The following is a 26,450-nucleotide window of genomic DNA, read 5'->3' as shown; positions in this document are numbered from 1 at the left end:
AACATCAGGCTGCCGCTTCGCGCTGCGCCACCTCGCGCAACGCGGCGAGCAGCGTCTCCGGCTCCTGGGCGCCGGTGACCGCGTACTTCCCGGCCAGCACGAACGTCGGCACGCTGGAGACGCCGAGCTGGTGCGCGGCGCTCAGGTCGGCGGCGACCTCCCGGCGGCCGAGATTCGACTCCAGGTACTGCCGCGCCTCGGTCTCGTCCAGACCGGCCTCGCCGGCCAGCGTGACGAGCGCGTCGATCGAACCGACGTCGACGCCGTCGTGGAAGTGGGCCCGGTACAGCCGCTCGACCATCTCGGCGGAGCGGCCCTGCTCGGTGGCGAAACGCACCAGCCGGTGCGCGTCGAACGTGTTCGCCGCCACCGCCCGGTCGAACCGCAGGTCCAGACCCGCGCCCGCGGCGACGCCGGTGACGTGCGCGGCCATGCCCTCGGCCTTGTCCCGCCCGCCGAACTTGTCGCCCAGCGCCTCCAGCAGCGGCTTCGGTTCGGTGACCGGCGTCGGGTCCAGCTGGAACGGCCGGAACCGCACCGTCACGTCGCCGTCGTACGCCTCCAGGGCCTGTTCGAGTCGGCGCTTGCCGATCCAGCACCAGGGGCAGACCACGTCGGCGTAGATCTCGATGTCCATGACCAGCGACAACCCGCCGGTCAGGCGATCTGTTCCCGGACCTGGCGCTTGAGCCGGGCCAGGATGGCGGTGCCGCCGCGTACCCGCAGCGGGCTGATCGCCTGGGCCAGGCCCATGCGCTGGTAGAGATCGTCCGGCACGGCCAGCACCTCCTCGGCGCTCGCCCCGGCCAGCCCTTCGGCGAGGATGCCGGCGAACGCGCGGGTGGTGGGCGCCTCCGGCGGGCAGTCGAAGACGGTGCTCACCGTCTTGTCCGCGTTCACCTCGGCACGCAGGAAGAACGCGGTCTGGCACTCGGGGACCTGCTCCAGCTCGGCCCGGTTCACACCCTCGGGCAGGGGCGGGATCACGTCGGCGAACTCCAGCAGCATCTCCAGCACGACGTCGCGCGGTGCGGCGGCGAACTCGTCCACGATCTCGGCCAGCTTGGTCGGCATCTCGGGCATGAGTCGAGGCTATCCGCCGCTGCGCACCGTCACGCGACGGTGGTGGCGGTGCCCCGCGTCACGTCAGCGGGGCCCCCGCCCTCACGCGTTCGGCGCGGCCTCACTGATGTCGCTGAGCGCCGACTGGGGGTCGAGCTGCATGGCGAGGTCACCGAGGGAGACGATGCCGACGAGCTTGCGGTCGTTGTCGCAGACCAGCACGCGCCGGATGTTGCGCTCGCGCATCAGCGCCGCCGCCTCGTTCGCCGTGCAGTGCTGCTCGATCATGACCACCTCACGGGTGATGATCGAGCCGATCGTGGTGGTGCCCGGGTCGGCGCGTTCGGCCACCGCCCGCACCACGATGTCGCGGTCGGTCAGCATGCCGGCGAGGGTGGCGCCGTCGGTCACCACCACGTCGCCGATGTCCGACTCCTTCATCACCCGGGCCGCCTCGTCCAGCGGGGTCTCCGCCGGGAGGTAGATCACCTGCCTGGTCATCACATCACTGACGCGGTACATGAGAGCCTCCGAACACTTCGGTCGATCCGTCTGCGGTACCCGGTGCCGCGTTCGCTACACCCCGTCGTGGCGCGTCGCGCGTACCTCGTCGCGCAGACGCTCCACGATGTCCTCCACCGGCACCTCGGTCCGTTCGCCGCTGGCCCGGTCGCGCAGCTCCACGTACCCGTCGGCCAGGCGGCGGCCGACCACGACGGCGCGCGGGACGCCGATCAGCTCGGCGTCGGTGAACTTCACCCCGGCGGAGACGTGGGTGCGGTCGTCGACGAGCACGCGCAGGCCGGCGGCGGCGAGGCGCCCGCCGAGGTCGAGTGCCGCGTCGAGCTGCGGCCCCTTCCCGGCGGCAACCAGATGTACGTCGCACGGTGCGACCGCCGCGGGCCAGACCAGCCCCCGGTCGTCGTGGTGCTGCTCGGCCACCGCCGCGACCGCCCGGGACACGCCGATGCCGTAGCAGCCCATCGTGGGCCGGACCGGCTTGCCCTCCGGGCCGAGCACGTCGACCGCGAACGCGTCGGTGTACCGGCGTCCGAGCTGGAAGATGTGCCCGACCTCGATGCCCCGCCGGATGGTCAGCTCGCCGCCGTCGCAGGCCGGGCAGGGGTCGCCGGGGCGCACCTCGGCGGCTTCGATCGTGCCGTCCGGTACGAAGTCGCGCCCGCACACCACGTCGGTGGCGTGCCGGCCCGGCTCGTTCGCGCCGGTCAGCCAGGCGGTGCCGGGCACCACGCGCGGGTCGACCAGGTAGCGGATGCCGTGCTTGGCCATAATCTGCGGCCCGATGTAGCCGCGGACCAGCTCCGGGTGGGCGTCCCAGTCCTCGAAGACCGCCACGGTGGCCGGGGCCAGCACCGCCTCGACCCGCTTGAGGTCGACCTCGCGGTCGCCGGGCAGGCCGATCACCAGCGGTTCGGCCCGCTCGGCGCCGGGCCGGCGGACGCTGAGGACCACGTTCTTCAACGTGTCGGCGGCGGTCCAGCCGGTGCGCCCGCCCAGCTTCCGGGCCTCGGCCAGCTCGACCAGGGCCGCGATGGTGGGCGTCTCCGGGGTGTCGTGCGCCTCGGCGGGCGGGTGCGCGTCGGGGTCACCGGCGGCCGGGGCGCGGGTCACCACCGCCTCGGTGTTCGCCGCGTAGTCGCAGGCGGTGCAGCCGACGAACGTGTCCTCACCGACCGGCGTGGCGGCCAGGAACTCCTCCGACGCGGACCCACCCATCGCGCCCGACATCGCGTGGACAGTGGTGAAGTCCAGCCCGAGCTGGGTGAACACGCGCTCGTAGGCGGCTCGGTGCCGGTCGTACGCCGCCTGGAGCCCGGCGTCGTCCAGGTCGAACGAGTAGGCGTCCTTCATCAGGAATTCGCGCCCGCGCAGCAGACCGGCCCGGGGACGGGCCTCGTCGCGGAACTTCGTCTGGATCTGGAACAGCGTCACCGGGAAGTCCCGGTACGAGGTGAACAAGTCCTTCACCAGCAGCGCGGCCAACTCCTCGTGGGTCGGCGCGAGCAGGTGGTCGGCACCCTTGCGGTCGGCGAGCGTGAAGATGTCGTCCCCGTACTCGGTCCACCGCCCGCTGGTCCGGTACGGCTCGGCCGGGAGCAGCGCCGGGAAGTGCACCTCCTGGTCGCCGATCGCGGTCATCTCGTCCCGCACGATCGCGGTGATCCGCTCCAGCACGAGCGTGCCCAGCGGCAGCCAGGTGTAGCCGCCCGGCGCGGCCCGGCGGACGTAACCGGCGCGCAGCAGCAGCCGATGGCTCGGGACCTCCGCGTCGGCCGGATCCTCGCGCAGGGTCCGGAGCAGCAGGGTCGACATGCGCAGCAGCATTGCCGCAGCCTATGGCGCGAGCGGACGACCGGGCGACCCCTTTCGGTGTCCGGGAGGACCGATCGTCGCCAGCTCGGCGAGGTGGCGGCATGCGACTGGTGTCGATACCGCCACCCCGCCGAGATGGCGTGGACGGTCCGGTAAATGTCGCGGGGGCCGGGTAGGAATGCGGCATGAGTGAGCGACCGGTGATGAAGCTGACGACCACGGTGCTGGACGCGCCGTCCGCAGAGGACCTGGCCGCGTTCTACGAGCGACTGCTCGGCTGGACCCGGCGCGAGGAGGAACCCGAGTGGGTCGTCCTCGCCCCGCCGGAGGGCGGCCACTGGCTGGCGTTCCAGGACGAGTCGGCCTACGTGCGGCCCGTGTGGCCGGCCGGTCCCGGTGACCAGCAGATGTCGGTCCACCTGGACATCAAGGTCGACGACCTGGAGGCGGCCGTGGCGTACGCGGTGTCGGTGGGCGCGACGCTGCCCGACTTCCAGCCGCAGGACGACGTCCGGGTGCTCCTCGACCCGGACGGTCACCCGTTCTGCTTCTACCTTTCGTGACCGGCGGCGCCACGCCGTCGGCCCGTGCGGCCGGCCAGTACGCGACGACGACGGGCAACCTGACCGCTCGCATGGCGTTGCACTCGTACGGCACGAACCCGCAGAGCTGGTTCGCCTGGCTCGGCGAGCCCACCTGCCGATCCGGCCGCTCTGGCTCTGCCGTGCCTGCGGCGCGCCGTGGCCCTGTGCGCAGGCGCGCCTGCTGCTCAAGGCCGAGTACGCGGACCACCCCGTCGACCTGGCCGTCTACCTGTCCGGGCTCTACCACGAGGCCACCCACGACCTGTTCCGCCTCAACCCGCACGACGGGCCGACGCCGCGCGAGCTGTTCGAGAGGTTCGTCGGCTGGGGCCCGTACCGGCGGGGCGTCACCGATACGATGCCCGCGACATGACAGCGCCTGGGGACTTCGACCTGACGATGGACGAGTTGCGCGAGGTGGCGCGGTACGCGGTCCGGCACGCGGAGGACGTCCTCCCGGTCTACGAGCGGACGGTTCCGGACGATCCGCGTCCCCGCGCGGCGATCGACGCCGCCTGGACGTTCGCGCGCGGTGCCGCCCGCACGAAACTCCAGCGGGTCACGTCCCTCGACGCGCACCGGGCCGCCCGGTCCGCGCCCACCGAGTCCGCACGCCTGGCTGCCCGGGCTGCCGGTGACGCCGCCGCGGCCGCGTACCTGCACCCCATCGCGAAAGCCACCCAGGTCGGCCACATCCTGCGGGCCGCCGCGAACGCCGCGCGCGTCGCCGAACTGGAATCCGGCGGCGACGAGACCGTCGGCATGGCAGTGCTGGACCGGTATCGGCAGCTCGCCACGCCCGTGCTGGTCGACGTGCTGCGCCGCTATCCGCCGCTGACCGGCGGCGGCAGCCGGGTGGCCCGGCTGATGAGCACACTGGACCACGACCTGCGCCACGGCGAGGCAGCGTCGTGATCCTGCCGAAGGTCCGCGATCTCCGGTTCACCACGATCCGCCGGGGCGGGACGCTCACCGACGAGCACCACCATCTGCTGGCGCTCTGGGCCGCCACCTGCGCCGAGCACGTCCTCGGCCTGTTCGAGGCGGTCCGGCCGGACGACAGTCGTCCGCGCGAGGCGATCGAGCACGCCCGGGCCTGGGTGCGGGGCGAGGTCAGGATGATGCAGGCGCGTGCGGCCGGGGGGCACGCCATGGGCGCGGCCCGGGACCTGCGCGGGGCGGCCCGCAACGCCGCGTACGCCGCCGGTCAGGCCGCCGTCGTGGCGCACGTCGCCGCGCACGAACTCGGCGCGGCCGCGTACGCGATCAAGGCGGTACGCGCGGCGGCGCCCACCGACCTTCGCGAGGCGGCCGGGCGGGCCGAGTGCCGGTGGCAGCGCGATCAGCTCCCGGCCGAGATCCGTGAGCTGGTCCTGGACGACCAGCGGCTGCGCAACGACATCTGCTGGTCGGTCTTCGACTGCTGACGCCGGCCGGGCCCTGTCGGGAAAGTGCCACGGGCGGCGGCAACCATGGCGTGGGCGGGTGGCGTCTCGGAAGGCGTCACGCTGATGCACCACCTGACCCCAAGGACCGGCTCGTGTGGATCTTCTCCTGACTGAGTTCGACCTGTTCGTCCGAACTCGCACGCCCGCGCTGCTGCGCTCCGCCTACCTGCTGACCGGCGACCAGCATCTGGCCGAGGATCTCGTCCAGTCCGCCCTGGCCCGTACGCACCGTGCCTGGAACCGGTTGCACGAGACCGGCAACGCGGAGGCGTACACCCGGAAGGTGATGTACCACCTGCAGGTCTCCTGGTGGCGACGCCGCCGGGTGGCCGAGTCGATGCCGGGCGACATGCCCGAGCCGCGCGGAGGCGACTCGGCCCCCGACCACGCCCAGCAGACCACGCTCCGGCTGACCCTCCGGGCCGCGCTGACCCGGCTCTCTCCCAAACAGCGGGCCGTGCTGGTCCTGCGGTTCTTCGAGGACCGCACCGAGACCGAGGCCGCCGACCTGCTCGGCGTGACGGTCGGCACCGTCAAGAGCCAGACCTCGAAGGCGCTGGCGAAGCTGCGCAGCGTGGCACCGGAGCTCGCCGAGCTGTACGTCACGGAAGGAACCGCCCGATGAACCAGGACCGACTGCGTTTCGACCTGGCCGACCTGGCCGAGGAGGTCACCCCGGTCGACCTGCGGGACCGGGCACTGCGTACCTCGCGGCGGCTCGGCATCCAGCGGGCCGCCGCCACGTCTGCCGCCGTGCTGGTGGTGCTGGCCGCCGCGACCGGAACGGCACTGGCGATCCGGCCGAACAGCCAGGCGCCGGTGCCGGCCGGGCCGTCGGTGACGGTCACCGCCCCGCCGGTCGAGACCACTCCGACCCCGTCCGCCGAGCCGTCGAGCACGCCGTCGACCAGTCCCAGCGAAACCACCGGCGGGGGGCCGGGCGGCGACGTGACCTTCGGGCGGCTCGTCTACGGCCCGGCCGACCTGGCGAACGCCCCGTCCCTGACGAGCACCGTCCGGCTTCAGTCCTGGCGACCGGGCGACGCCCCGGTCCGCCTGCTCGGTCTGCCGTACGGGCCGGCGCAGGTCAACGTCTCGGTGTCACCGGACGGAAAGAGGGTGGCCTGGGTCGAGACGACAGGCGCGGTGTGGGTGTCGGCCCTCGACGGTTCGGGGCGGCGCAAGCTCCGTGACGGCGTCGACGACCTGTGCTGGTCACCCGTCTGGCTGCCGAACTCGGAACAGCTCGTCGTGCGTCTGACCGCCGCCGGCGGCGGCGACCCGGACACCGGCGTGCTCGACACCTCGTCCGGGAAGTTTACGACGGTGACGGGCCTCGACGGCTGTCACGCCGTGTTCGCCGCGGACGGGACGCTGGCGTTCGCCGACGGCTCCGACGGCACGATCGTCCTCACCGACCGGAACGGCAAGACGCGACGGACGGTGCCGGGCCTGGGCGCCAAGGGCAGCCGGTACGTCTCCTTCGACCTGTCCAGTCTCTCCCCGGACGGCCGGCGGGTCGCGCTCCTGCGGATCGACCGGAACGGCACGTACGGGGACGCGGCACGAGAGCTTCTCGTCAACGCCGTGCTCGACACCGGGACCGGCAAGGAGGTGTCGCTGCCGCTGGAGGGACGTCAACTGCGGCAGGTCTTCTTCCAGCCGGACGGGTCGATGGTGATCCGGGTCCGCAGCGGTGACCGCTACGTGGTGGTACTGGTGGACGCGACCGGCAGGAAGATCACGGAGCGGGCGGAGCCGTCGGCGCTGCGGGACATGCAGATCGTCAGCGCAGGACCGTGATCGCCGCGTCCGCGGTGACGTGCTTCCACGGCACCAGCACCACGGTGCCGTCGCGCTCCAGGACTTTCGCGTCGCTGCCCTCGGTGCCGGCCGACAGCGGCGCCTCGGCCACCACGCTCACCTTCCCGGTGGCCGGATCGATCCGGACCAGCCGCGGGGCGAGATCCCGCCGGTCGCCCACCTCCCAGGCCAGCAGGCCCTGCTCGTCGAGACGGACGAGTTCCACCTCGCTGCCGGTGTGCCCGGCCGACACCCAGCGCCGCTTCCCGGTGGCCAGGTCGATCGCCACCACCTGGTTGGCCTGGCGCATCTTGTCGCTCACCGGAGAGGACTCGGTCGGCAGGTAGAGCGTGTCCGCGTCGGCCAGGTACGGCCGGATCTGCGGCCCGCTCACCGTGTTGGAACGGTTGACCGGCAGGTCGCTGAACCGCGTACCGTCGACGGGGTTGCCGAACGTGGCCCGCGCCTTGCCGGTGGCGTCGCGCGCGACGAACGTCTCGGTGCTCAGGCCGGGCCGGCTGACCAGCGGGTCGACGCTGAGCACCCCGTCGCTCTGCTGCGCGGCGGGCAGGTCCTGCTTCCAGCGCGGCTTGCCGGTGGCCGGGTCCAGGCCGAGCAGCGCCCCCCGGTCGCCGTCGCAGAGCGTGGTGATGACGGCCTGGTCCCCGGCGGCCTGCGCGTCGGTCAGGCGGCAGTCGCGGCCGGGCAGCAGCCGGTCGGCGTCGGTCTGCCACAGCCGCTTGCCGTCGGCCAGCGAGTAGCCGAGGACGCTCTCGCCGCTGCGGACGACCACCTGCCCGGCGGTCACCGACAGGTCGGGGGCGACGGTCTCGGATCGGCCCGTCCGGCGTTCGACAGGGAACGTCACCCGCCACGTCTGCGTGCCACCGGCCGCGTCGAACCCGACGAGCGTGTCGCACGAGTCGGCCGAACCGAGCGCCACCACACCCCGCCCTTCGGCGAGGGTCTGCGCGGCCGCGCACAGCGAGGCGGCCTGCGGCGCGGGCACGCCCCACGCCTGGCCGCCGTCGCCGAGCCGGTAGGCGATGATCCCGTCCGGCTGCGCCCGGACCACCGCGTCGCCGACCAGCCAGGCGCCGAACATGTCCTGCCCGTCGTACGTCTTCAGCCCGTTGCGTTGCAGCTCCGGGAAGTCGAGCACCCAGGCGGTACGCAGCTTCTTCCCGTCGTCGTCACCGCCGCCGACCAGCCGGGACACGCCGTAGGCGGTGCCGGCCGCGACCGCGAGCACGGCCACCAGCCCGCCGGCCACCAGCAACGCGACGCGCCCGCGCCGCTTCGGCGCCGCCGGCGGCGCACCGACCGGACCCGGCGGGCCCGCCGGTGGGTACGCGGGCGGCGGGTACTGCTGGTGCTGATACGTCATCGGTCGTCTCCCGTTTCCGTCAGCCGTCCAGGTCGCGGACGTAGTCGGCCCAGCCGGCCTGGAACTCGTCGAGCGACACGCCGAGCACGTCCCGGGCGGCGCGGTCGGTCGGGGTGCCGGCGTAGACCGCCTCGACGAAGCGGAACAGCTTCGGCTCACCGTGCTTATCGGCGATGTGGATCATCGCGGTGTGCCCGAGCCAGTAGTGGAAGGTCAGCAGGCCGCTCTTCTGCCAGTCGCCGTTGCTGGGCAGCGTGCCGTTCCAGCCGTTGCGGATCAACTGGCGGGCCGGCGCGGTGCGCTCGCTGGCGGCCAGCGGGCGGCCGTGGAAGGCGATGTACTCGGCGAAGCCCTCCACCACCCACTCGTCGAGCTTGCTGAACTCGTCCACGGCAGCCGGGTCGGTGCGGGGCGTCATCAGCGAGTGCGCGATCTCGTGCTGCAACACCATGTGGGCGTCGTTGTCGCCGCCGGAACGGGTGAAGTAACGATCTCTGGTGTCCACCACGATGCGGGTGCCGCCGATCGTGGCCTTGCCGTCCTTGCGCTCGGCGGCGACCATGCCCACCGAGTAGCCCGCCTCGGTGGCCTTCTCGGTGCCGATCCGGTAGAGCGAGGTCATCTCGTCCTTGCCGGCGGCGAGCGTGACGACGAACTTGTCCGACACCGGCTCGGGCGGCGCGTTGGCCCGCCACACGGCCAGGTTGCCCGTCACCGCCTTGTCGACGGCCGGGGCGTACCGCCTCGCCACGTCGGCCCGGGCCGCATCGGTGATGATCAGGGCGAACGGGGTCTGCTCGACATGGATCTCCCGCCACTTGTCCCACGGCCCGGGGTAGTAGACGGTTGTCGAATCGCCGTTGCCGCCGGCCGGCGCGCCGGTGACGGCGGTGACCTGGATCGGCGCGTCCTTGCCGGCGCGGACGATCGTCCACCGGTACCACTCGGCGACCGGCGCTATGTCGAAGCCGTCGAGCTGGTGCACGAAGGAGACGTCGAGCTGGAACGTGACGCCCTGCCCGAAGGCGTCGCTGACGCGGCCCTGCTTCTCGATCGTCTCGTAGCGGGCCACCGACAGCGGCAACTTGCCCAGGTTGCGGAACAGCTGGGTCTGCCCGGCGATCAGCTCCTTGCGGGCCGGGTCGAACGCGGCCAGGTAGCCGTCCAGGTCCTTCGCCGCCAGCGCCTGGCTGTGCCGGTCGAGCAGGGCGTTCAGCTCGGCATCGGTGACGGTGACGCCGTTCGCGCCGGCTGCCGCCTTCGGGGCCGATCCGTCCTCGTCGTCGCCGCGCAGGCTCAGCCCGACGCCGACCGCCGTGCCGGCGCAGACCGCCAGCGCGAGCGCGCCGGCAGCGAGCCCGATCCAGAGCCCTCGGCGGGACTTCGGCGCCGGGGGCGGCGGCCCCCACGGCGCCGGCTGCGCGGGCGGCGGTGGTGCGCCGTACCGGGGGTCGGCGTTGCCGGGCGGTGGCCAACCTGCCGCCGGTGGGTGCGTCATGTGGTTCCTCACTCGTGCCGGGTGCGGGACCAGCCGGACGGTTCCGCCCGGCGGGATGACGGCAAACATCATCCCCGGTCTGTACGACGGATTCTGCCCCGCCCTGTCTTGTCGGGGCTTTTGTCCCGGGGGTGGCTGTAGCGAACAGGACGTCGAGACATCCGCCACGTCCGGCCGCCAGGGCCAGCGGGAGCGGCCCGCGCGGTGACAGACTGTGCGACGCACTTCTGCCGGGACGTCTGAGGGAGGCGCCGTGCGCTGGCGCAGCTACGTGGCGGTGGGCGACAGCTTCACCGAGGGCATGGACGACGCGTATCCGGACGGCAGCTACCGCGGCTGGGCCGATCTGGTCGCCACCCGCCTGGCTGTCGAGGCCGGGCCCGACTTCGGGTACGCCAACCTGGCCATCCGGGGGCGGCTGTTCCCGAACGTGGTGGCCGAGCAGGTGCCGTCCGCGCTGGCCATGAAGCCCGACCTGATCAGCTTCGCGGCCGGCGGCAACGACGTGCTGCGCCGCAGCTTCGACCCGGACGCGTTCGTCCCCCGCTTCGACGCGGTCGTGCAGCGGCTGCGATCCGGCGGCAGCGACGTGGTGCTGTTCCGGTTCGCCGACGTGATGTCCCGGCTGCCCGGCCAGCGGATGATGGCCCCGCGCGTGGCACTGCTCAACCGGGTGGTCGGCGAGGTGGCCGAACGGCACGGCGCGATCCTGGTCGACCTGTTCGCCGACGACACCTACCTCAACCCGCTGCTCTGGAGCACCGACCGGATTCACCTGTCCGCGGAGGGCCACCGCCGGGTCGCCGCGCAGGTGCTCACCGCGCTCGGTGTCGGCTGCGACGAGGAGTGGCTGCTGGTGCCGCCGCACCCGGCGCCCAGCCCGTGGCTCGCGGCGCGCGCCGCCGACCTGCGCTGGGCCGGCAAGCACCTGGCGCCGTGGATCAGGCGCCGGCTGACCGGGCGCTCCTCCGGCGACTTCATTACCGCGAAGCGTCCGGTGCTCAGGCCGGTCGACTTCGACTGAGCGTGCGGACTGTCCACGCCGCCGACCTGCTGCGGCTGACACTCGACGACCCACCCCGCGCCGGGCTGGCGGTGGTGGTCGCCGGTGACCGGGTCGAGGCGATCGTGCCGGCCGCCGAGCTGTCCGGCGCGTACCCCCGGGTGCGGGTGCGGCGGTGGGCCGGCACGCTCGGGCCGGCGCTCGTGCACGACGGCCCGCTGCCCCCGGCGCCCACGCCGCGCGAGCGGGTGCACGCGCTGTTTCGGCTCGGCGTCGCCGCTGTGGTCGAGGAGCACGTGGCCGATCCGGCGCTGCGGGCCGCCGCCGCCCGCAACGACGTGGCGGTGCTGCCAACCGCCCGGCCGCCCGCGCTGGTCGCCGGCGGGCGGGCCGACCTCGCCGTGTTCGGCCCGGACGGCGCCTGCCTGGCCACGGTGGTCGCCGGGCGCCTGGTGCACCGCCGCGCCTGACCCCGCCGGACGGCTGGACCTCACCGCCGATCGTCCGATGTGTCCGGTCGGCCGCTTATCGGGATCGCCCGATGTCCGCCCGACTGGATAGCATCCGCTACCCCCGTCGATCGAGCACGGGGCAAAATCGGGGAAAGGTGGATGAGGGATGACCCTCATGCCTGACAGAAATCCAGGTCGAACCGGTCGGCGAGGCATGCTCGCCGCCGCGCTGTCGATCTTGGTCGCGGCCGGAACGGTGGCCGCCACCGCGGCGCCGGCAGCCGCGTACGACATCCGCTACGAGACGAACACCTCGTGGGCCTGGACCGACTCGCACTCGCCCACCACGATCAACGTCGACCGGCCCGGCGACATGCCGGTCGGCACCTGGAAGGACGCGAAGGGCCGCCCGCACACGTCGCGCGCCTACTTCACGTTCGACATCTCCCGCTACCGGGGAGCGGACATCCAGTCGGCCGTCCTCGACGTGAAGGAGACGGCAGGCGGCGACTGCACCAGGCGTCCCGTGGTCGAGCTGCGGCGTACCGCCGCCTACACCGCCCAGTCGAACTGGCGGAACCCCCCGGCCGACCTGGGACTGGTCGACAGCCGCCAGCTCACCGACCAGACCGTCTGCCCGGCGCCCCGGGTGGAGTTCGACGCGGTCGAAGGGCTGCGCCAGGCGCTCGCCGAGGGCCGGTCGACGCTGACCCTCTCGCTGCGGCTGCCCGCCGACGCCGAGCGGGACCCGGCGCTGGCCCGAAAGTACGCCACCAAGGTCGGCATCTCGATCGACTACAACTTCCGCCCCGGCGTGCCGACCGACCTGCGGAGCGAGACCGGCACGGCGTGCACCACCGCCGAGCCGTACCAGGTGATCCGCTACCCCGTCCCGTCCGGGGTGGTGCACGACCGGGACCGCAACGACAGCGGCGGCACGGACCAGCTCACCGTCTCCTTCGCGGCCTGGCCGGTCGACGAGCCGGAGGCGCGGATCGAGCAGACGGACTACGCGCGCGACGGCGAGCGGGCCGTCGGCCGCTACGACAACATCTATCCGTCGCCGTTCGAGCACGATCGGACGTACGCCTGGCAGATGCGGGCGGCGGACAGCCGGGCCACCGGCGAGTGGAGCCCGGTCTGCTACTTCCGCCTCGACGTCCGCGGGCCGGCCACGCCGCCCGTCGTGACGTCGACCGACTTCCCCGACAACGACGAGTGGCACCCGGCTCTGCCCGGCGAGTTCACCTTCACCGCAAACGGCGCGGCCGACGTGGTGCGGTACGGCTACTCGTTGGACTCCGGCGTCGAGAAGACGGTCGACGCGGACCGGACGGGCGGTTCGGCCACCGTCACGCTCACCCCGGACAGCGGCCCGAACACCCTGCGGGTGTGGAGCCTGGACGCGCTCGGCAACCGCTCGGCGACCACCGAGTACACGTTCCGCGCCACGGACGTGGCGCCGATCGTCGAGGGACGGCTGAGCGAGATCGGGGTGCCTGCCACGTTCCAGCTGCGTCCGCAGATGGACGGCGTGGTGCGCTACCGCTACGCCCTCGACGGCGAACCCGAGCAGACGGTGGACGCCGCGGCGGACGGCTCCGCCGCGATCACCGTCACCGCGACCCGGGGCGGCTCCCGCACCCTCACCGTCACCAGCGTCACGGCCGACGGCGTGGAGGCCACCAGCAGCCGGCAGTTCACCCTGCCGACCGCGCCGAAGATCTCGGCCACCGTCTACCTGCCCGTCCCCAGCGGAGGGCAGGGTGTTCCGGGCGTCTTCACCTTCACCCCCCGCCTGCCCGACACGGTCAGCTACCGCTACCAGTTCACCGGCGAGGACCAGCAGGTGGTGGCCGCCAAGCCCGACGGCACCGCGTCGGTCACCTGGGCGCCGACCGAGGCGGGCGCGATCAACCTGGTCGTGCGGAGCGTGAGCGGGGACGGCACCGTGTCCGAGCCGGCGACCTTGTCCTTCCGGGTGCGGGACCTGCGTCCCGCCGTCTCCGCCGACCCGTACCGGACGGACGTGCCCATGGGTGGTCCGGGCCAGCCGGGCGAGTTCCGGTTCACGTCGCAACTCACCACGACGGTGGCCTTCCTCTACCGGTTCGACGACGGCGCCGAGCAGCGCGTCGAGACCGGCAACCGGGCGACGGTGAGCTGGACGCCCACCGAGGGCGGGACGCACACGCTTACTGTCGTCGGGGTCACCGCGGACGGCACCCGCTCGCCCGAGCAGGTCTGGACGTTCCTTGTGAACGACGCACCGTAGGTCCAGTCGGCGAAGTAGCCGCACAGCAGCAGCGGCCTGACCGCACCGGCCCCACCACCTTTCCGAGGCGGTGGGGCCGGTGTCACATCCGCGGCCCGAGATCCGGCGTACCTTGGGGATCATGCCTGTGCCGAGCGATCCGCATCCTGATTTCCAGTCGTACGCCGACCCGCAGCGCCTGGTCACCACCGAATGGCTGGCCGAGCACCTGGGCGACGAAGGGCTCGTGGTCGTCGAGTCCGACGAGGACGTGCTCCTCTACGACACCGGTCACATCCCCGGCGCCGTCAAGGTCGACTGGCACACCGAACTGAACGACCAGGTCACCCGCGACTACCTGGACGCCGCGAGCTTCGCCGAGATGTGCGCGGCCAAGGGCATCGGTCGGGACGACACTGTCGTCTTCTACGGCGACAACTTCAACTGGTGGGCCGCGTACGCCCTCTGGGTCTTCTCGCTCTTCGGTCACCAGGACGTACGGCTGCTCGACGGCGGCCGGCAGAAGTGGGTCGCCGAGGGACGGGAGCTGACCCGGGACAAGGTGAGCCGGCCCCGCGCCACGTACCCGGTGCCGGAGCGCAACGACGCGCCGATCCGCGCGTACCGGGAGCAGGTCATGGCGCACGTGGAGGCGGGGCGGCCGCTGGTGGACGTGCGTTCGCCCGGTGAGTACACCGGCGAGATGCTGCACATGCCGGACTACCCGCAGGAGGGCGCGCTGCGCGGCGGGCACATCCCGGGCGCGGTGAGCAAGCCGTGGAAGTCCGCCGCGAACGACGACGGCACGTTCAAGTCCGCCGACGAGCTGCGTGCCATCTACGCCGACCAGCTGGGGCTGAGCCCGTCCGACGACGTGGTGGCGTACTGCCGGATCGGCGAGCGGTCCAGCCACACCTGGTTCGTGCTGCACCACCTGCTCGGCTTCCCGCAGGTGCGCAACTACGACGGCTCGTGGACCGAGTGGGGCAACCTGGTGCGGGCCCCCGTCGTCAAGGGCGACCAGCCCGGCGGCCTGACCCGCTGACCGTCCCGGCCGGTCCCGCCGTCGTCACGGTGGGGCCGGCCGGTTCCGTTCGTCCGCGCCGGCCCGGGCCGGTCAGCGGGCGGCGATCGACAGGCTGCCGGGCACGTTGCCCGCGACCAGGTCGACAGCGCCGGTCTCCGGTCGCCACCGGGCCAGCCCGGCGTCGTAGCGGAACAGCAGTTCGCCGTCGGCGGTCCAGCCGTACACCTCGCAGCACCCCTTGGCCCGGTCCTCCCGGCCCAGGTCGAGCAGTCGGGTCACCGCGCCGGTGCGGGCGTCCAGCACCGCCACGCCCTCGGCGCCACTCATCGTGCCGGCGGGGCCCACGGTGGTGGTCCATCCGGCCTGGCCGATCCGGTCGCCGCGCTGCCAGCCCCGCCCGTAGACCTCGTCCAGGCGGTAGCCGGGGGGAAGCTCCCCGGTGGTCACCGGCCGCCGGTCCGGCGCGCCGCCGGAGGCGGGGAACCGGCGTACGGCCAGGCCGCCGTCCCCGGACCAGCCGCCCACTGTGAGCAGGTCGCCGGACCGGTCCGGCTCGGGTACGACGAGCGTCCAGGGGTCGACAGTCAGCTTCCGCGTCGCTCCGGTGCGCCGGTCCAGCTCGTACGCGGTGTCGTTGTCCCCGACGATCAGCCGGTCACCGGCCCAGAGCACGTGCTCCAGGTAGCCGGCGAGCGGGTAGCGGCGGACCCCGACGTCGGTCAGGTCGACCACCACCACTTCACCGGTCTGTGCGAACGCGGCGGTCCGGCCGTCCGGTGACAGGCTGCCCGGCTTGAGGGCCGTCGCCTCGTTGCCTCCGGCGTCGCGGGTGGGCGCGAGCGTGACCACGTCGAGTTCCCGGACGATGCCGTCGTCACCCAGCACCCGGACCGTGCCCGCCTCGCCGGTCGCCGGGTCGACCGGCTGGTACAGCGCCAGCGCCCGGCTCACCGGGCGGGCGGAGAGGGCGGCGCCGACCCGGTCGCCGAGCCGGCCGAGCGGGTCGCCCGCCTCGCCGAGCCGGTCCGGGGGCCGCTGCACGACCGGCGCGTTCGGGGCCGAGGTCACCGCCGGGCGGGGCGGTGCGGCAGGGGGCGGACCGGACCGGTGCAGGAGCGCTGTCGTACCGCCGCCGACCAGGACCACAGCGACGGCTGCGGCCGCGGCGGCCCGGCGGGCACGACGGACCCGGCCGGCCCGTTCCCATCCGGCGGCGGCCGGCCGGGTCGGGCGGATCTCCTCGGTGGCCCGGGTCAGCAGGCGTGCCAGCTCCGTCTCGTTCACTGGTTCACCTCCCTTCCGGCGGCCAGGCCGTCGCCGGATCCGCCGAGGGCGGGCACCACGTCTCGAAGCCGGCGCAGCGCGTCGTGGCATTGGCTCTTGACGGTGCCGACTGTGATGCCGAGCGCCTCGGCGGTGGCCGCCTCGGTCAGGTCCTCGAAGTAGCGCAGCACGACGACGGCCCGCTGGCGTGGTGGCAGCCGGTCCAGCGCGGCGCGCACGGTGAGCCGCAACGCGGGGTCGGCGTCCGCACCCGGCCGGTCCGGCGGGTACGCGCTGAGCCACTCCCGCCGCCGGCGCCGCCACCAGGAGACGGCGTCGCGGTAGAGGATGGCGCGCACGTACGCGGCCGGGTCGCCGTCGCGCACCGACGGCCAGCGCAGCGCCAGCTTGAGCAGCGCGTCCTGGAGCAGGTCCTCGGCCTGGTGCCGGTTTCCGCAGATCAGGTACGCGGCGCGCAGCAGCCGGTGCTGGTGCGACTCGACGAAGGCGAGGTAGTCGGCCCGCCCGTCGTCCGCGTCACGCCCCATCCGGCTCCTCCTCCGTCACCGGCCAGACGCGCGGGACGGGGGTAAAGGTTGGGTCAGGTAGCGCTGAATCGTCGGGCCGACCCAGTCGGCCAGCTCTTCCGGGTCGAGGTCCACCACGGGTGGCAGCCGGACGACGTACCGGGTGAGCGCGAGTCCGAGGATCTGGCTGGCCACCAGTCCGGCCCGGCGTTCGGCGGTGGCCGGGTCGGCGCCGGACCGGGCCACGGCGGTGGCGAGCTGGCCGGCGAAGATGCCGCGCATCCGGTCGGCCGCGCCGGGGTTGGTGGCGGCGGCCCGGAGCAGGGCGACGAGTGTCCCGTCGGCCTCCCAGCGGCGCACGAAGTGCCGGGTCAGTGTCTCGCCGAGCCGGTCCGGTGGCACCTCGGCCAGGTCGGGCAGGCGCAGGTCGAATTCGGCCGCCGCGGCGAACAGGCCCTCCTTGCTGCCGTAGTAGCGCATCACCATCGACGGGTCGATGTGGGCGTCGGCGGCGATGGCCCGGATGGTGGCCCGGTCGTAGCCGTCGGCGGCGAAGCGTTCCCGGGCGGCGCGCAGGATGGCGGCCCGGGTGGCGTCCGAGCGGCGGGTACGGGTGGCGGGTCCGGTCACGTCCACGACTGTAGGCCAACACGCGTTGACATCGCCTCTACAGTGGAGTCAACAGTTGTTGGCAAACAGTTGTTGGCCTGAGCCCGGAGGTGGAAGCGATGCTGCCCGAACGCACCGACGTCCTCGTGGTGGGAGCCGGTCCGACCGGTCTGGCCGTGGCGGTGACGCTGGCCGGGCACGGGATCACCGCGACAGTTGTCGACCGGCTCGCCGAACCGCCCGTCACGTCGCGCGCCGCCGTCGTGCACGCGGGCACCCTGGAAGTGCTCGACCGGATCGGGGTCGCCGCGCCGCTGGCCGCCCGAGGGCTGCGCTCGGCCCGGTTCAGCGTCCGCGACCGGGACCGGGTGCTGATCACCGTCCCCTTCGACCGGTTGCCGTCGCGCTACCCGTACGCGCTGCTCGTCTCGCAGGCCGAGACCGAGGCGGTGCTCGCCGACCGGCTCGCCGCGCTCGGCGGGCGCGTGCTGCGGCCGTACGAGATGACCGGGCTGGACCTCGACGGCGACGGCGCCGTCGCGCGCTTCGACGGCGGCCGCGCGGTCCGGGCGCGCTGGGTCGTCGGCGCGGACGGGATGCACAGCCGGGTCCGCGACCTGGCCGGCATCGGCTTCGGCGGCCCGGCCGATCCCGGGGAGTCGTTCCTGCTCGCCGACGTGCGCGTGGACAGCGCGCTCCCGCGCGACCAGGTGAGCCTCTTCCTGTCCCGGCAGGGCCCGCTGGTCTGGGCACCGCTGCCCGACGGCACGGTCCGGCTGGTCGCCACGGTGGCCGACGCGCCGCGCGAGCCGCAGGCGCACCACTTCCAGGCGCTGCTCGACGAGCGCGGCCCGGCGCGGCGGCCGGATCGGATCACCGGCATGGCGTGGTCGTCGCGGTTCCGGATCCACCACCGGATCGCGAGCGCCTACCGCCGCGGCCCGGTGCTGCTCGCCGGGGACGCGGCGCACGTGCACAGCCCGGCCGGCGGGCAGGGGATGAATCTCGGCCTGCGGGACGCGGTCGCCCTCGGCGACGCGCTCGCCGCCGGTCCGCGGGCCCTCGACGGGTACGCCGCCGACCGCCGCCCCCGCGCCGAGGAGGTGCTCGGCTTCGCCGCCACCCTGACCCGCCTGGCCGCCGCCCCGCCACCCCTCCGCCCCCTAAGAAACCTCCTGCTCCGCGGGCTCTCCACCCTCCCCGGAGCCAGGAACCGAATCGCCACTCGCCTCGCCGGCTTCGAACCCCCACCCCGCTGATCTTGCAGTTGCGGCCCTTGGCGGGTCCTTTTTGGGCGTGTTCGCCCGGGCGGAAAGTGCAAGATCGGCGGGGAGGTGGGCGGGCTTGGGAGGGATGAAACGGGACGGACACTGTCGGCGCTGACCGGTACGGTGAGCGCCGAAATCCGAACCGGGAGCGCGATTGGACCGCACCTTCCAGGTGGACCTCCGTGGCGTGGTCGACCTGCTCAGTCACCACCTCTACGGCAGCCCGCGCGTCTACGTGCGCGAACTGCTCCAGAACGCCGTCGACGCGATCACCGCGCGCCGGTCCACCGAGCCGAACGCCCCGGCCCGGGTACGCATCGAGCCGCCGGAGCTGACCGGCGACGGCACCCTGCGCGTGCACGACACCGGCGTCGGTCTCACCGAGGCGCAGGTGCACGAGCTGCTCGCCACCATCGGCCGCAGCTCCAAGCGCGACGAGCTGGGCTTCTCCCGGCACGAGTTCCTCGGCCAGTTCGGCATCGGGCTGCTCTCCTGCTTCCTGGTCGCGGACGAGATCCGCGTGGTCACCCGGCACGCCGACGAGCCCACAGTGCTCTGGACGGGCTGGTCCGACGGGCGGTACGCGGTGCGGCTCGCCGAGCCGGAGCAGGCACGCGACGAGCCCGGCACCACAGTGACGCTGGTGCCCCGGCGCGACGCCGACCAGTGGCTCGGCGTACCCACTGTCACCGAGCTGGCCCGCCTCTACGGCAGCCTGCTGCCGGTCGACGTCCGGGTCGGTGACACGCCGACCACCGCCGGGCCGCCGCCGTGGCCCACCACGCCCGGAGCGCCCGTCGACCGCGCCGCGCTCCAGCGGTACGCCCAGGAGCTGCTCGGGTTCGTCCCGTTCGACGTGGTGCCGCTTTCGGTGCCCGAGGCCGGCCTCACCGGAGTGGCGTTCATCCTGCCGACCGCGGTGAACCCGGCCGCCCGCGCCGGGCACCGGGTCTACCTCAAGCGGATGCTGCTCAGCGAGCACGCCGACGGGCTGCTGCCCGAGTGGGCCTTCTTCGCCCACTGCGTGGTCGACGCCAGTGAGCTGCGCCCCACCGCCAGCCGCGAGGCGCTCTACGAGGACACGCTGCTCACCACGGTCCGGGACGCGCTCGGCGACCAGATCCGGGGCTGGCTGGTGCGGCTGGCCAAGCACGACCCGCGCCGGCTCGGCGAGTTCCTCCAGGTGCACCACCTCGGCGTCAAGGCGCTCGCGATGCACGACGACGAGATGCTGCGGCTGGTCGACCAGTGGTGGCCGATGGACACGAACGTGGGCACGATGACGCTCGCCGAGTTCCGGCAGCGGCACGGCGTGCTCCGGTATGCCGCCAGCCTGGACGAGTTCCGTCAGCTCGCCGCCGTGGCCGCCGCGCAGGACATGGCAGTCGTCAACGGCGGCTACACGTACGACACCGAACTGATCGAGCGGCTGCCCAGAGTGGATCGGTCGGTGCTCATCGAACGGCTGGAGCCCAGCGACCTCACCACCCGGTTCGAGACCCTCGACCCGGCGACCGAGCTGGCACTGCGGCCGTTCCTCACCGGGGCGCAGCGGGCGCTGGAACGGCTCGGCTGCGAGGTCGTGATCCGGGCGTACGACCCGGTCTCGCTGCCCGCGCTCTACCTGGTGTCCCGCTCGGCCGCGTTCCACGACCAGCTCGCCGCCAGCCGGGACAAGGCCGACGACCTGTGGGGTGGGGTGCTCGACGCGCTCGCCGCCTCCGCCCCGCCGGACCGCCCGCAACTCGTGCTCAACCACCGCAACCCGCTGGTCCGCCGGGTGACCACGCTCGCCGACCCGGAGCTGGTCGGCCTGGCCGTCGAGGCGCTTTACGGGCAGGCCCTGCTGCTCGGGCACCACCCGATCCGGGCGGCCGACGCCGCGCTGCTGAACAGTTCCTTCCTCGGCCTGCTCGGCCGGGCCGTACCGGGAGTGACCCGTGACTGACGACGACCTCTGGCGCATGCACCACGAGATCGAAAACATGCCGTACGGCCCGGGGCAGATCGCCGCGCTGGAGCAGTTGCTGCGCCGCGCCGACGCGGGCGACGACCGGCACCTCGCCTTCGCCGCCCGGGTCACCGGCACCACCGCGTACGTCTACGGCGGCGAACCGGCGAAGTCCTTCGTCACGTTCTCCTGGTGCCTGTCGGAATACGACAGGGACCCGCAGCCCTACCACCAGGGCTACACGCACCAGCTGCTCTGGGCCTTCAAGTACATGGTCAACGCCATGGTGAAGTTCCCGGAGCTGCCGCTGGACCGGACGTACGCGGTGCTCGACGACATGGAGCGGCGCTACCGCGACGCCGGGCACTCGTTGCAGGCGGTCCACAAGCACCGCTACCTGGTGGCCGCGCACCTGGGCGACGAGGACGCGGCGGAGCAGTGGTACCGCAAGTGGATGACCACGCCCCGCGACGCGCTCTCCGACTGCGCCGGCTGCGACCCGACCACGCAGGTCGCGCACCTGGTCCGGCTCGGCCGGCACGAGGAGGCGGTGGCGCTCGCCGAGCCGGTGCTCGCCGGCCGGCTGACCTGTAACGAGCAGCCGCAGGGGATCCTCACCGCGCTGCTCACCCCCTACCGGGAGACCGGCCGGGGCGACGCCGCGCGGGACGCGCACCGGGAGGCGTACCGGCGGCTGCGCGGGCACCTGGCCAACCTGTGGGACGTCGCCGAGCACATCGAGTTCTGCATCGCGACCGGCAACGAGGCCCGCGCGCTGGAGCTGGTCGAGCGGCACCTGGACTGGCTGGACCGGGCGCCCACCCCGGCCGCCGCGATGCACTTCGCGGCCGCCGCGTCGGCGGCGCTGCGTCAGGTGCCGGCCGAGCTGACAGTGCACCGTCGCGCCTCCGGTGACCGGCCGGCCGCCGACGTGCCGGTGGGCGCGCTCGCCGACGAGCTGGCCGGTACGGCCATCGGGCTGGCCGAGCGCTTCGACGCGCGTAACGGCACCACGCACCAGTCCGCGTTGATCGCCCGGAAGCTGGTGGCCGGGCCGGAGGGTGAGCATCTGCCGCTCTCCGCCAGCATGCGTCGGCCGGCGGTGCCCGCGCCGCGTACCGCGCCGGACGCTCAGACGACTACCGCGCCGCCGGTCGCAGTGCCCGCCGAGGCCGGCGCCGACGAGCTGCTGGCGCTGGCCGAGGAGTGCTGGCGCACCAACCGCCGGGACGGCCTGGGCACCGTGCTGCGCGCGTACGACGAGCGGTACGGCGACGCCGACCTGCCGGCGGCCACCCGGGCCTGGCGGCTGGAGCTGCGGGCGGGCGAGCTGTCCCAGGACGACGACGGCGTGGCGGTGGCGACGGAGGTCAACCGGGAGGCGCTCGCCGCGTGGCGGGAGGTGCCGGACCCGCTGCGGGCACAGGTGGTGGCCGGGCGGCTCGGTGTGCTGCTGAGCATGGCCGAGGAGAGCGCGGAGGAAGGGCTGACGCTGGCGCAGGAGTCGGCCGTGTACCTGGCCGAGCACGGCGAACCGCGGGATCGGGCCGCCGGCTGGGACCGGCTCGCGCTGGCCCACGTACACGGGGAGCGCTGGGCGGAGGCGCTGGACGCGCTCGACCGGGCCGGGGCGGACGCCGACGCCGACGCGTGGCTGGCCGGGCGGGTCGCGCTGCACCGGGCGCACGTGCTGGAGCAGTTGGAGCGGGCCGAGGAGTTCCGGGACGCGGCGGCGCAGGCCCGCCGGCTGGCCGGCGAGCTGGGCGACGCGGAGATGCTGACCGGCGCCTGCCTGGCGTGCGCGCGTGCCGCTGACGACCCGGCCGAGGCGGTGGCGGTCTGTGACGAGGCGCTGTCGGTCGCTCCGGCCGGCGCTCACCTGCCGCTGCGGGTGACGCGCGGGCGGGCGCTGCTGGCCGCCGACCGGGCCGGCGAGGCGGTGGAGGACCTGGCCGAGGCGGTCACGCTCTGCGTCGAGCAGGGGCTGCCGGGCGACGCGCTGCTGCGCTGGGAGCTGGCCGAGGCGTACCGGATGGCCGGCCGGCTGGCCGAGGCCGCCGAGGTGGCCGAGGAGGCGGTGCTGGGGCTGGACCGCTCCGGCGCGCAGGCCGAGGCGGACCGGTGCCGGCACATGCTGTCCGGGATCTACGCGGGTCTCGGCGAGACGGATCTGGCGCTCTCGGTGCTCGGCCAGCTGGCCGGGAACCTGGACGGGCCGGACAATCTTCCCCGCCGGGCGCAGGTGCTGGAGGAGTCCGGCGGCCTGCTCTACGACGCCGACCGGGACGCCCTGGCCGCGCAGCGGTTCGCGTCGGCGGCCTCCGCCTGGCGGCTGGCCGGGTATCCGGTGGACGAGCTGCGGGCCCGGCGGCGGGAGCTGCTCGCCCTGCACTGGTCCGGTGACCTGCCGGCGGCGGTGGCCGCGATCGAGCGGGTCGACCAGGCGGCGGGCGCGCTCGCCGGTCAGGCCGACGAGCCGCCCGTGGTCACGTACGAGCGGGCGATGGCCGCCGACGCGGTCGCCCGGGTGCTGATCGGCGAGGACCGGCTCACCGCCGCGCTGGACCGGCTGGAGGGTGTGCCGGGGCGGCTCCGGTCGATCGAGGCGTTCGGCGAGGCGGCGCAGGTCGAGGTGCTGACCGGCGAGCTGTTGCTGCGTGACGGCCGGCCCGAGCAGGCAGAGGGGCTGCTGCGTCCGGTCCTCGGCGGGCTGCCCACCGGCTCCCGGCCCGCCGCGCAGGCCGCCTGGCTGCTGGCTCGGGCGCTCGACGACCAGGGCCGGCCGGCCGAGGCGGCTTCGGTCCGCGCCGAGCACGGCATTGAGGAGGACTGAGGCAACCGCCGGGTAACCGCGGCTGCTCTAGATCGACGCTGAGGTCTAGGCTTGCCCGGTGGCGGTGGAACAGCAGGCACGGGGGGCGGCGGGCACGGCCCGGCGCCGGTCCCGGCGGGACGAGATCCTGGAGATCGCGGTCGGCCTCTTCGCGGCGCGCGGCTACCACGGTGTGTCGATGGACGACATCGGCGCGGCGGCCGGCGTCACCGGGCCGGCGCTCTACCACCACTTCGCCGGCAAGGAGGCGATGCTCGTCGCCGCACTGGTGCCGGTCAGTGAGGGGCTGCTCGCCGGCGGGCGGGAGCGGGCCGCCGGTCACCCGGACGACCCGCGTGGCGCGCTGGAGTCGCTGATCGACTTCCACGTCGAGTTCGCGCTGGCCAACCCGGCGGTGATCGCCCTGCACCTGCACGAGCTGGACCGCATGCCGGACGAGCCGCGCCGGCGCATCCGCCGGCTTCAGCGGATGTACGTCGAGGAGTGGGTGACGGTGCTGACGGCGCTGCACCCCGGCCTGCCGGACGGCGCGGCCCGGGTGCTCGCACACGCGGCGTTCGGCCTGATGAACTCGACGCCGTTCCTCGGTGGCGAGGTCGATCGCCGGCGCCGGGCGGAGCTGCTGCGCGGCGCGACGCTCGCGGCCCTGCTCGCGCCCACCGACCCGACCTGACACGCCGCCCGGACCTTAACGCATGTTAAGAAGAGACCCCGGCTTTGCGTCGAGAAGGGGTCACGTCCGTGCAGAAGATGATCGAATCGTTGTTGGTCGCGAACCGGGGGGAGATCGCGCGGCGGATCATCCGTACCGGCAGGCGCCTCGGGATCCGGACGATCGCTGTGCACTCGGAGGCCGACGGCGCGCTGCCGTTCGTGACCGAGGCCGATGAGGCGGTCTGCGTCGGCCCGGCGAACCCGGCGCAGAGCTACCGGAACGTGGAGGCGATCCTCGACGCCGCCCGCAGCACCGGCGCGCAGGCGATCCACCCCGGCTACGGCTTCCTGTCGGAGAACGCGGACTTCGCCCGTACCGTCGAGGGGTCGGGTCTGATCTGGGTCGGCCCCGGCGCGGACGCGATCACCGCGATGGGCGACAAGATCAACGCCCGGAACCTGATGGCGGCGGCAGGGGTGCCGGTCGCGCCCGGCACCACCGAGCCGGCGGCCGACCTGGACGCGGCGGTCGCCGCCGCCGCGGAGATCGGCTACCCGGTGATGGTCAAGGCCGCCGCGGGTGGCGGCGGCATGGGCATGGGCGTCGCAGCCGACGAGGCGGCGCTGCGCACCGAGTACGACAAGGTCCGCGCGTTCGCGGAGCGGATGTTCGGCGACGGCTCGGTGCTGATCGAGCGGTACTTCCCCCGGGTACGCCACGTCGAGGTGCAGATCCTCGGCCTGGCCGACGGCCGGGTGGTGGCGCTCGGCGAGCGGGAGTGCTCGGTGCAGCGGCGCAACCAGAAGCTGGTCGAGGAGTCGCCGTCCCCGGCGGTCTCGCCGGAGCTGCGCGAGCGCTTCCTGGCCGCCGCGGTGCGCGCGGGCGAGGCGGTGGGCTACCGCAACGCCGGGACCGTCGAGTGCCTGCTCGACCCCTCGACGCAGGAGTTCTTCTTCCTGGAGATGAACACGCGGCTGCAGGTCGAGCACCCGGTCACCGAGTACGTCTACGGCGTCGACCTGGTCGAGGAGCAGCTTCGGGTGGCGGCCGGTCTGGCGCCGACGTTCGACCCGGACGCGCTCACGCCGCGCGGCCACGCCATCGAGCTGCGGATCAACGCCGAGGACCCGAAGCGCTTCCTGCCCGGCCCTGGCGCGATCAGCACCTGGAACGAGCCGTCCGGCACCGGAGTTCGGGTGGACTCCGGCTACGTCGCCGGCAACACCGTCACGCCGTTCTACGACAGCCTGATGGCCAAGCTGATCGTCAGCGGGGACACCCGCGAGGAGGCGGTCGAGCGGGCGCGGGCGGCTGTCGCCCAGTTCGAGATCGCCGGCCCGAAGTGCAACCTGCCGTTCTTCGCCGAGCTGCTGGAGAACCCGGAGTTCCTCTCCGGCGACTACGACACCGGCATCGTCTCCCGGATGCGCTGATCTTCGACCCAGTGAGGTGAACCTGATGGCGGAACTCCCAGACTCCGTGAGCATCCGTGAGGTCGGTCCCCGCGACGGCCTCCAGAACGAGGAGCCCATCCCCACCGACGCCAAGGTGCGGCTGCTCGACGCGCTGTCCCGAACCGGGGTGCGGCGCATCGAGGCCGTCTCCTTCGTGCACCCCAGGGCGATTCCGCAGATGGCCGACGCCGACGAGGTGTGGCAGCGGGCGGAGAAGGCCGACGGGGTGCGCTACTCCGCGCTGGTGCCGAACAGCCGTGGCGCGCAGCGGGCGCTGGCGGCCGGTTTCACCGAGATCGAGGTGGTGGTCTCGGCCAGCGACACGCACAACCGCCGCAACGTCAACCGGTCCACGGACGAGTCGCTGGACGACATCGCCGAGCTGATCGACCTGCTGCACGGCGCGGGCGCCACCGCCGAGGTGATCGTGGCGACCAGCTTCGGCTGCCCCTACGAGGGCGACGTGGACCCCCGCCGGGTCGCGGCGATCGTGGACCGCGTCGCCCGCGACGGCGCGGACCGCGTCGCCTTCGGCGACACCACCGGCATGGGTACGCCCCGGCGCGTGCGCGAGCTGGTGACCGCGGTACGCGACCGGAACGCCCACCTGCCGGTGCTGCTGCACTTCCACAACACCCGGGGTACCGCCCTGGCGAACATGCTCACCGCGATGGAGCTGGGTGTCACCGAGTTCGACGCGAGCGTCGGCGGTCTCGGCGGCTGCCCGTACGCGCCGGGCGCCAGCGGCAACCTGGCCACCGAGGAGGCGGTGCACATGCTGCACGACATGGGCATCGACACCGGTATCGACCTGGACGCCCTGATCGAGGCCGCCGAGCTGGCCGAGGCTCTGGTGGGCAAGAAGCTCCCCTCGGGCGTCCTGCGAGCCGGCCCCCGCACCCGCCTGACCCCGATCCCGTCCTGACCTTGATCACGACGGTGGATGGGGTGCGGGGGCGTGGCGGGGTGCCGAGGGCGGCGCGGGTGGGGTAGCCTAACGATCGTTCAGGTCGGTGGCGCCCTGCGCGGGCGGTGGCA

24 protein-coding genes and 1 pseudogene are annotated in these 26,450 nt (G+C 73.6%); 16 read left to right on the top strand and 9 right to left on the bottom strand.

The genetic code is table 11. The features are described from left to right. Nucleotides 1-4 precede the first annotated feature (4 nt). The 4 genes from ACSDG8_RS17145 to ACSDG8_RS17130 all read right to left on the bottom strand — a co-directional run bounded on the left by ACSDG8_RS17145 (nucleotide 5) and on the right by ACSDG8_RS17130 (nucleotide 3,408). Nucleotides 5-637, bottom strand: a complete 633-nt coding sequence (locus ACSDG8_RS17145) for a DsbA family oxidoreductase (RefSeq protein ID WP_210895544.1) — start codon at nucleotides 635-637, stop codon at nucleotides 5-7. A gap of 20 nt (nucleotides 638-657) precedes the next feature. Further along, nucleotides 658-1,083: a SufE family protein gene (locus ACSDG8_RS17140; protein ID WP_210895545.1), complete on the bottom strand. Its 426-nt coding sequence runs from the start codon at nucleotides 1,081-1,083 to the stop codon at nucleotides 658-660. Between the two features lie 81 nt (nucleotides 1,084-1,164). Then, on the bottom strand, nucleotides 1,165-1,584 hold the full coding sequence (locus tag ACSDG8_RS17135; protein ID WP_116503040.1) for a CBS domain-containing protein: 420 nt from the start codon (nucleotides 1,582-1,584) through the stop codon (nucleotides 1,165-1,167). Between the two features lie 54 nt (nucleotides 1,585-1,638). Then, complete coding sequence (locus ACSDG8_RS17130) at nucleotides 1,639-3,408, bottom strand: proline--tRNA ligase (protein ID WP_210895546.1); 1,770 nt, start codon at nucleotides 3,406-3,408, stop codon at nucleotides 1,639-1,641. 173 nt (nucleotides 3,409-3,581) lie between these two features. Between ACSDG8_RS17130 and ACSDG8_RS17125 the strand changes: the two genes are divergently transcribed. The 6 genes and pseudogenes from ACSDG8_RS17125 (at nucleotide 3,582) to ACSDG8_RS17100 (ending at nucleotide 7,231) form a co-directional block, all read left to right on the top strand. Continuing rightward, nucleotides 3,582-3,959: a VOC family protein gene (locus ACSDG8_RS17125; protein ID WP_210895547.1), complete on the top strand. Its 378-nt coding sequence runs from the start codon at nucleotides 3,582-3,584 to the stop codon at nucleotides 3,957-3,959. Nucleotides 3,960-4,089: 130 nt separating this feature from the next. Further along, nucleotides 4,090-4,353 (top strand): annotated as a pseudogene (locus tag ACSDG8_RS17120) (hypothetical protein); the annotation flags it as partial. After that, the gene (locus ACSDG8_RS17115) at nucleotides 4,350-4,895 is read left to right on the top strand and encodes a putative immunity protein (protein WP_210895548.1); all 546 of its coding nucleotides are present in this window, start codon (nucleotides 4,350-4,352) and stop codon (nucleotides 4,893-4,895) included. The pseudogene ACSDG8_RS17120 and the gene ACSDG8_RS17115, both read left to right, overlap by 4 nt. Further along, on the top strand, nucleotides 4,892-5,407 hold the full coding sequence (locus tag ACSDG8_RS17110) for a putative immunity protein (RefSeq protein WP_210895549.1): 516 nt from the start codon (nucleotides 4,892-4,894) through the stop codon (nucleotides 5,405-5,407). The genes ACSDG8_RS17115 and ACSDG8_RS17110 overlap by 4 nt, the downstream gene beginning before the upstream one ends. A gap of 115 nt (nucleotides 5,408-5,522) precedes the next feature. Next, a complete protein-coding gene (locus ACSDG8_RS17105) occupies nucleotides 5,523-6,053 on the top strand; it encodes a SigE family RNA polymerase sigma factor (protein WP_210895550.1) in 531 nt (176 codons plus the stop codon). Further along, nucleotides 6,050-7,231, top strand: coding sequence for a TolB family protein (locus ACSDG8_RS17100; RefSeq protein ID WP_439427040.1), 1,182 nt, complete (start codon nucleotides 6,050-6,052; stop codon nucleotides 7,229-7,231). Before ACSDG8_RS17105 ends, ACSDG8_RS17100 begins: the two co-directional genes overlap by 4 nt. Here ACSDG8_RS17100 and ACSDG8_RS17095 read toward each other — a convergent pair. Together ACSDG8_RS17095 and ACSDG8_RS17090 are read right to left on the bottom strand one after the other, a co-directional pair. Next, nucleotides 7,215-8,618 carry a PQQ-like beta-propeller repeat protein gene (locus ACSDG8_RS17095; RefSeq protein WP_210942630.1) on the bottom strand — a complete coding sequence of 468 codons (1,404 nt, stop codon included), beginning with the start codon at nucleotides 8,616-8,618 and terminating at the stop codon, nucleotides 7,215-7,217. The two genes, ACSDG8_RS17100 and ACSDG8_RS17095, sit on opposite strands and share 17 nt — an antisense overlap. Before the next feature lie 19 nt (nucleotides 8,619-8,637). Beyond that, a complete protein-coding gene (locus ACSDG8_RS17090; protein WP_210895553.1) occupies nucleotides 8,638-10,116 on the bottom strand; it encodes a hypothetical protein in 1,479 nt (492 codons plus the stop codon). Between the two features lie 301 nt (nucleotides 10,117-10,417). On the opposite strand from ACSDG8_RS17090, the gene ACSDG8_RS17085 reads away from it, so the two are divergent. From ACSDG8_RS17085 to ACSDG8_RS17070, 4 genes are all read left to right on the top strand, one after another. Next, on the top strand, nucleotides 10,418-11,140 hold the full coding sequence (locus tag ACSDG8_RS17085) for an SGNH/GDSL hydrolase family protein (protein ID WP_247678849.1): 723 nt from the start codon (nucleotides 10,418-10,420) through the stop codon (nucleotides 11,138-11,140). 2 nt (nucleotides 11,141-11,142) lie between these two features. Then, nucleotides 11,143-11,589, top strand: coding sequence for a hypothetical protein (locus tag ACSDG8_RS17080; protein WP_210895555.1), 447 nt, complete (start codon nucleotides 11,143-11,145; stop codon nucleotides 11,587-11,589). 157 nt (nucleotides 11,590-11,746) lie between these two features. Continuing rightward, nucleotides 11,747-13,846 (top strand): hypothetical protein, encoded by a 2,100-nt coding sequence (locus ACSDG8_RS17075; RefSeq protein WP_210895556.1) that lies wholly within the window; start codon nucleotides 11,747-11,749, stop codon nucleotides 13,844-13,846. A 121-nt stretch (nucleotides 13,847-13,967) separates the two neighbouring features. Further along, nucleotides 13,968-14,870 (top strand): sulfurtransferase, encoded by a 903-nt coding sequence (locus ACSDG8_RS17070; protein WP_210895557.1) that lies wholly within the window; start codon nucleotides 13,968-13,970, stop codon nucleotides 14,868-14,870. A gap of 72 nt (nucleotides 14,871-14,942) precedes the next feature. On the opposite strand, the gene ACSDG8_RS17065 is transcribed toward ACSDG8_RS17070, so the two are convergent. Genes ACSDG8_RS17065 through ACSDG8_RS17055 form a run of 3 tightly spaced genes read right to left on the bottom strand, consistent with a single transcriptional unit; the run spans nucleotide 14,943 to nucleotide 17,278 of the window. Continuing rightward, the gene (locus ACSDG8_RS17065) at nucleotides 14,943-16,136 is read right to left on the bottom strand and encodes a hypothetical protein (RefSeq protein ID WP_210895558.1); all 1,194 of its coding nucleotides are present in this window, start codon (nucleotides 16,134-16,136) and stop codon (nucleotides 14,943-14,945) included. Beyond that, nucleotides 16,133-16,663: a SigE family RNA polymerase sigma factor gene (locus ACSDG8_RS17060; RefSeq protein ID WP_210895559.1), complete on the bottom strand. Its 531-nt coding sequence runs from the start codon at nucleotides 16,661-16,663 to the stop codon at nucleotides 16,133-16,135. The genes ACSDG8_RS17065 and ACSDG8_RS17060 overlap by 4 nt, the downstream gene beginning before the upstream one ends. Before the next feature lie 15 nt (nucleotides 16,664-16,678). Next, nucleotides 16,679-17,278: a TetR/AcrR family transcriptional regulator gene (locus ACSDG8_RS17055; protein ID WP_210895560.1), complete on the bottom strand. Its 600-nt coding sequence runs from the start codon at nucleotides 17,276-17,278 to the stop codon at nucleotides 16,679-16,681. A gap of 92 nt (nucleotides 17,279-17,370) precedes the next feature. Here ACSDG8_RS17055 and ACSDG8_RS17050 point away from each other — a divergent pair, with 92 nt between their 5' ends. The 6 genes from ACSDG8_RS17050 (at nucleotide 17,371) to ACSDG8_RS17025 (ending at nucleotide 26,337) form a co-directional block, all read left to right on the top strand. Further along, entirely contained in the window at nucleotides 17,371-18,510 is a 1,140-nt protein-coding gene (locus ACSDG8_RS17050; RefSeq protein WP_210895561.1) for an FAD-dependent monooxygenase, read from the top strand. Between the two features lie 163 nt (nucleotides 18,511-18,673). After that, nucleotides 18,674-20,467: an HSP90 family protein gene (locus ACSDG8_RS17045; protein ID WP_210895562.1), complete on the top strand. Its 1,794-nt coding sequence runs from the start codon at nucleotides 18,674-18,676 to the stop codon at nucleotides 20,465-20,467. Beyond that, a complete protein-coding gene (locus tag ACSDG8_RS17040) occupies nucleotides 20,460-23,303 on the top strand; it encodes a hypothetical protein (RefSeq protein WP_210942629.1) in 2,844 nt (947 codons plus the stop codon). The genes ACSDG8_RS17045 and ACSDG8_RS17040 overlap by 8 nt, the downstream gene beginning before the upstream one ends. A gap of 58 nt (nucleotides 23,304-23,361) precedes the next feature. Further along, on the top strand, nucleotides 23,362-23,976 hold the full coding sequence (locus ACSDG8_RS17035) for a TetR/AcrR family transcriptional regulator (protein WP_210895564.1): 615 nt from the start codon (nucleotides 23,362-23,364) through the stop codon (nucleotides 23,974-23,976). 77 nt (nucleotides 23,977-24,053) lie between these two features. Further along, entirely contained in the window at nucleotides 24,054-25,391 is a 1,338-nt protein-coding gene (locus tag ACSDG8_RS17030; protein WP_210895633.1) for an acetyl-CoA carboxylase biotin carboxylase subunit, read from the top strand. 25 nt (nucleotides 25,392-25,416) lie between these two features. After that, the gene (locus ACSDG8_RS17025) at nucleotides 25,417-26,337 is read left to right on the top strand and encodes a hydroxymethylglutaryl-CoA lyase (RefSeq protein WP_210895565.1); all 921 of its coding nucleotides are present in this window, start codon (nucleotides 25,417-25,419) and stop codon (nucleotides 26,335-26,337) included. Nucleotides 26,338-26,450 lie beyond the last annotated feature (113 nt).

It is taken from the genome of Micromonospora sp. LA-10, assembly GCF_051853095.1.
GTDB classification, from domain to species: Bacteria; Actinomycetota; Actinomycetes; order Mycobacteriales; family Micromonosporaceae; genus Micromonospora; species Micromonospora echinospora_A.
This window is presented reverse-complemented; position numbering and strand designations above follow the sequence as displayed.

Bases quoted from the DNA above. Each gene is read 5' to 3' on its own strand.
- ACSDG8_RS17145 (WP_210895544.1), bottom strand. From the start codon at position 637: ATGGACATCGAGATCTACGCCGACGTGGTCTGCCCCTGGTGCTGGATC.
- ACSDG8_RS17140 (WP_210895545.1), bottom strand. From the start codon at position 1,083: ATGCCCGAGATGCCGACCAAGCTGGCCGAGATCGTGGACGAGTTCGCC.
- ACSDG8_RS17135 (WP_116503040.1), bottom strand. From the start codon at position 1,584: ATGTACCGCGTCAGTGATGTGATGACCAGGCAGGTGATCTACCTCCCG.
- ACSDG8_RS17130 (WP_210895546.1), bottom strand. From the start codon at position 3,408: ATGCTGCTGCGCATGTCGACCCTGCTGCTCCGGACCCTGCGCGAGGAT.
- ACSDG8_RS17125 (WP_210895547.1), top strand. From the start codon at position 3,582: ATGAGTGAGCGACCGGTGATGAAGCTGACGACCACGGTGCTGGACGCG.
- ACSDG8_RS17115 (WP_210895548.1), top strand. From the start codon at position 4,350: ATGACAGCGCCTGGGGACTTCGACCTGACGATGGACGAGTTGCGCGAG.
- ACSDG8_RS17100 (WP_439427040.1), top strand. From the start codon at position 6,050: ATGAACCAGGACCGACTGCGTTTCGACCTGGCCGACCTGGCCGAGGAG.
- ACSDG8_RS17095 (WP_210942630.1), bottom strand. From the start codon at position 8,618: ATGACGTATCAGCACCAGCAGTACCCGCCGCCCGCGTACCCACCGGCG.
- ACSDG8_RS17090 (WP_210895553.1), bottom strand. From the start codon at position 10,116: ATGACGCACCCACCGGCGGCAGGTTGGCCACCGCCCGGCAACGCCGAC.
- ACSDG8_RS17085 (WP_247678849.1), top strand. From the start codon at position 10,418: ATGGACGACGCGTATCCGGACGGCAGCTACCGCGGCTGGGCCGATCTG.
- ACSDG8_RS17075 (WP_210895556.1), top strand. From the start codon at position 11,747: ATGCCTGACAGAAATCCAGGTCGAACCGGTCGGCGAGGCATGCTCGCC.
- ACSDG8_RS17070 (WP_210895557.1), top strand. From the start codon at position 13,968: ATGCCTGTGCCGAGCGATCCGCATCCTGATTTCCAGTCGTACGCCGAC.
- ACSDG8_RS17060 (WP_210895559.1), bottom strand. From the start codon at position 16,663: ATGGGGCGTGACGCGGACGACGGGCGGGCCGACTACCTCGCCTTCGTC.
- ACSDG8_RS17050 (WP_210895561.1), top strand. From the start codon at position 17,371: ATGCTGCCCGAACGCACCGACGTCCTCGTGGTGGGAGCCGGTCCGACC.
- ACSDG8_RS17030 (WP_210895633.1), top strand. From the start codon at position 24,054: ATGATCGAATCGTTGTTGGTCGCGAACCGGGGGGAGATCGCGCGGCGG.
- ACSDG8_RS17025 (WP_210895565.1), top strand. From the start codon at position 25,417: ATGGCGGAACTCCCAGACTCCGTGAGCATCCGTGAGGTCGGTCCCCGC.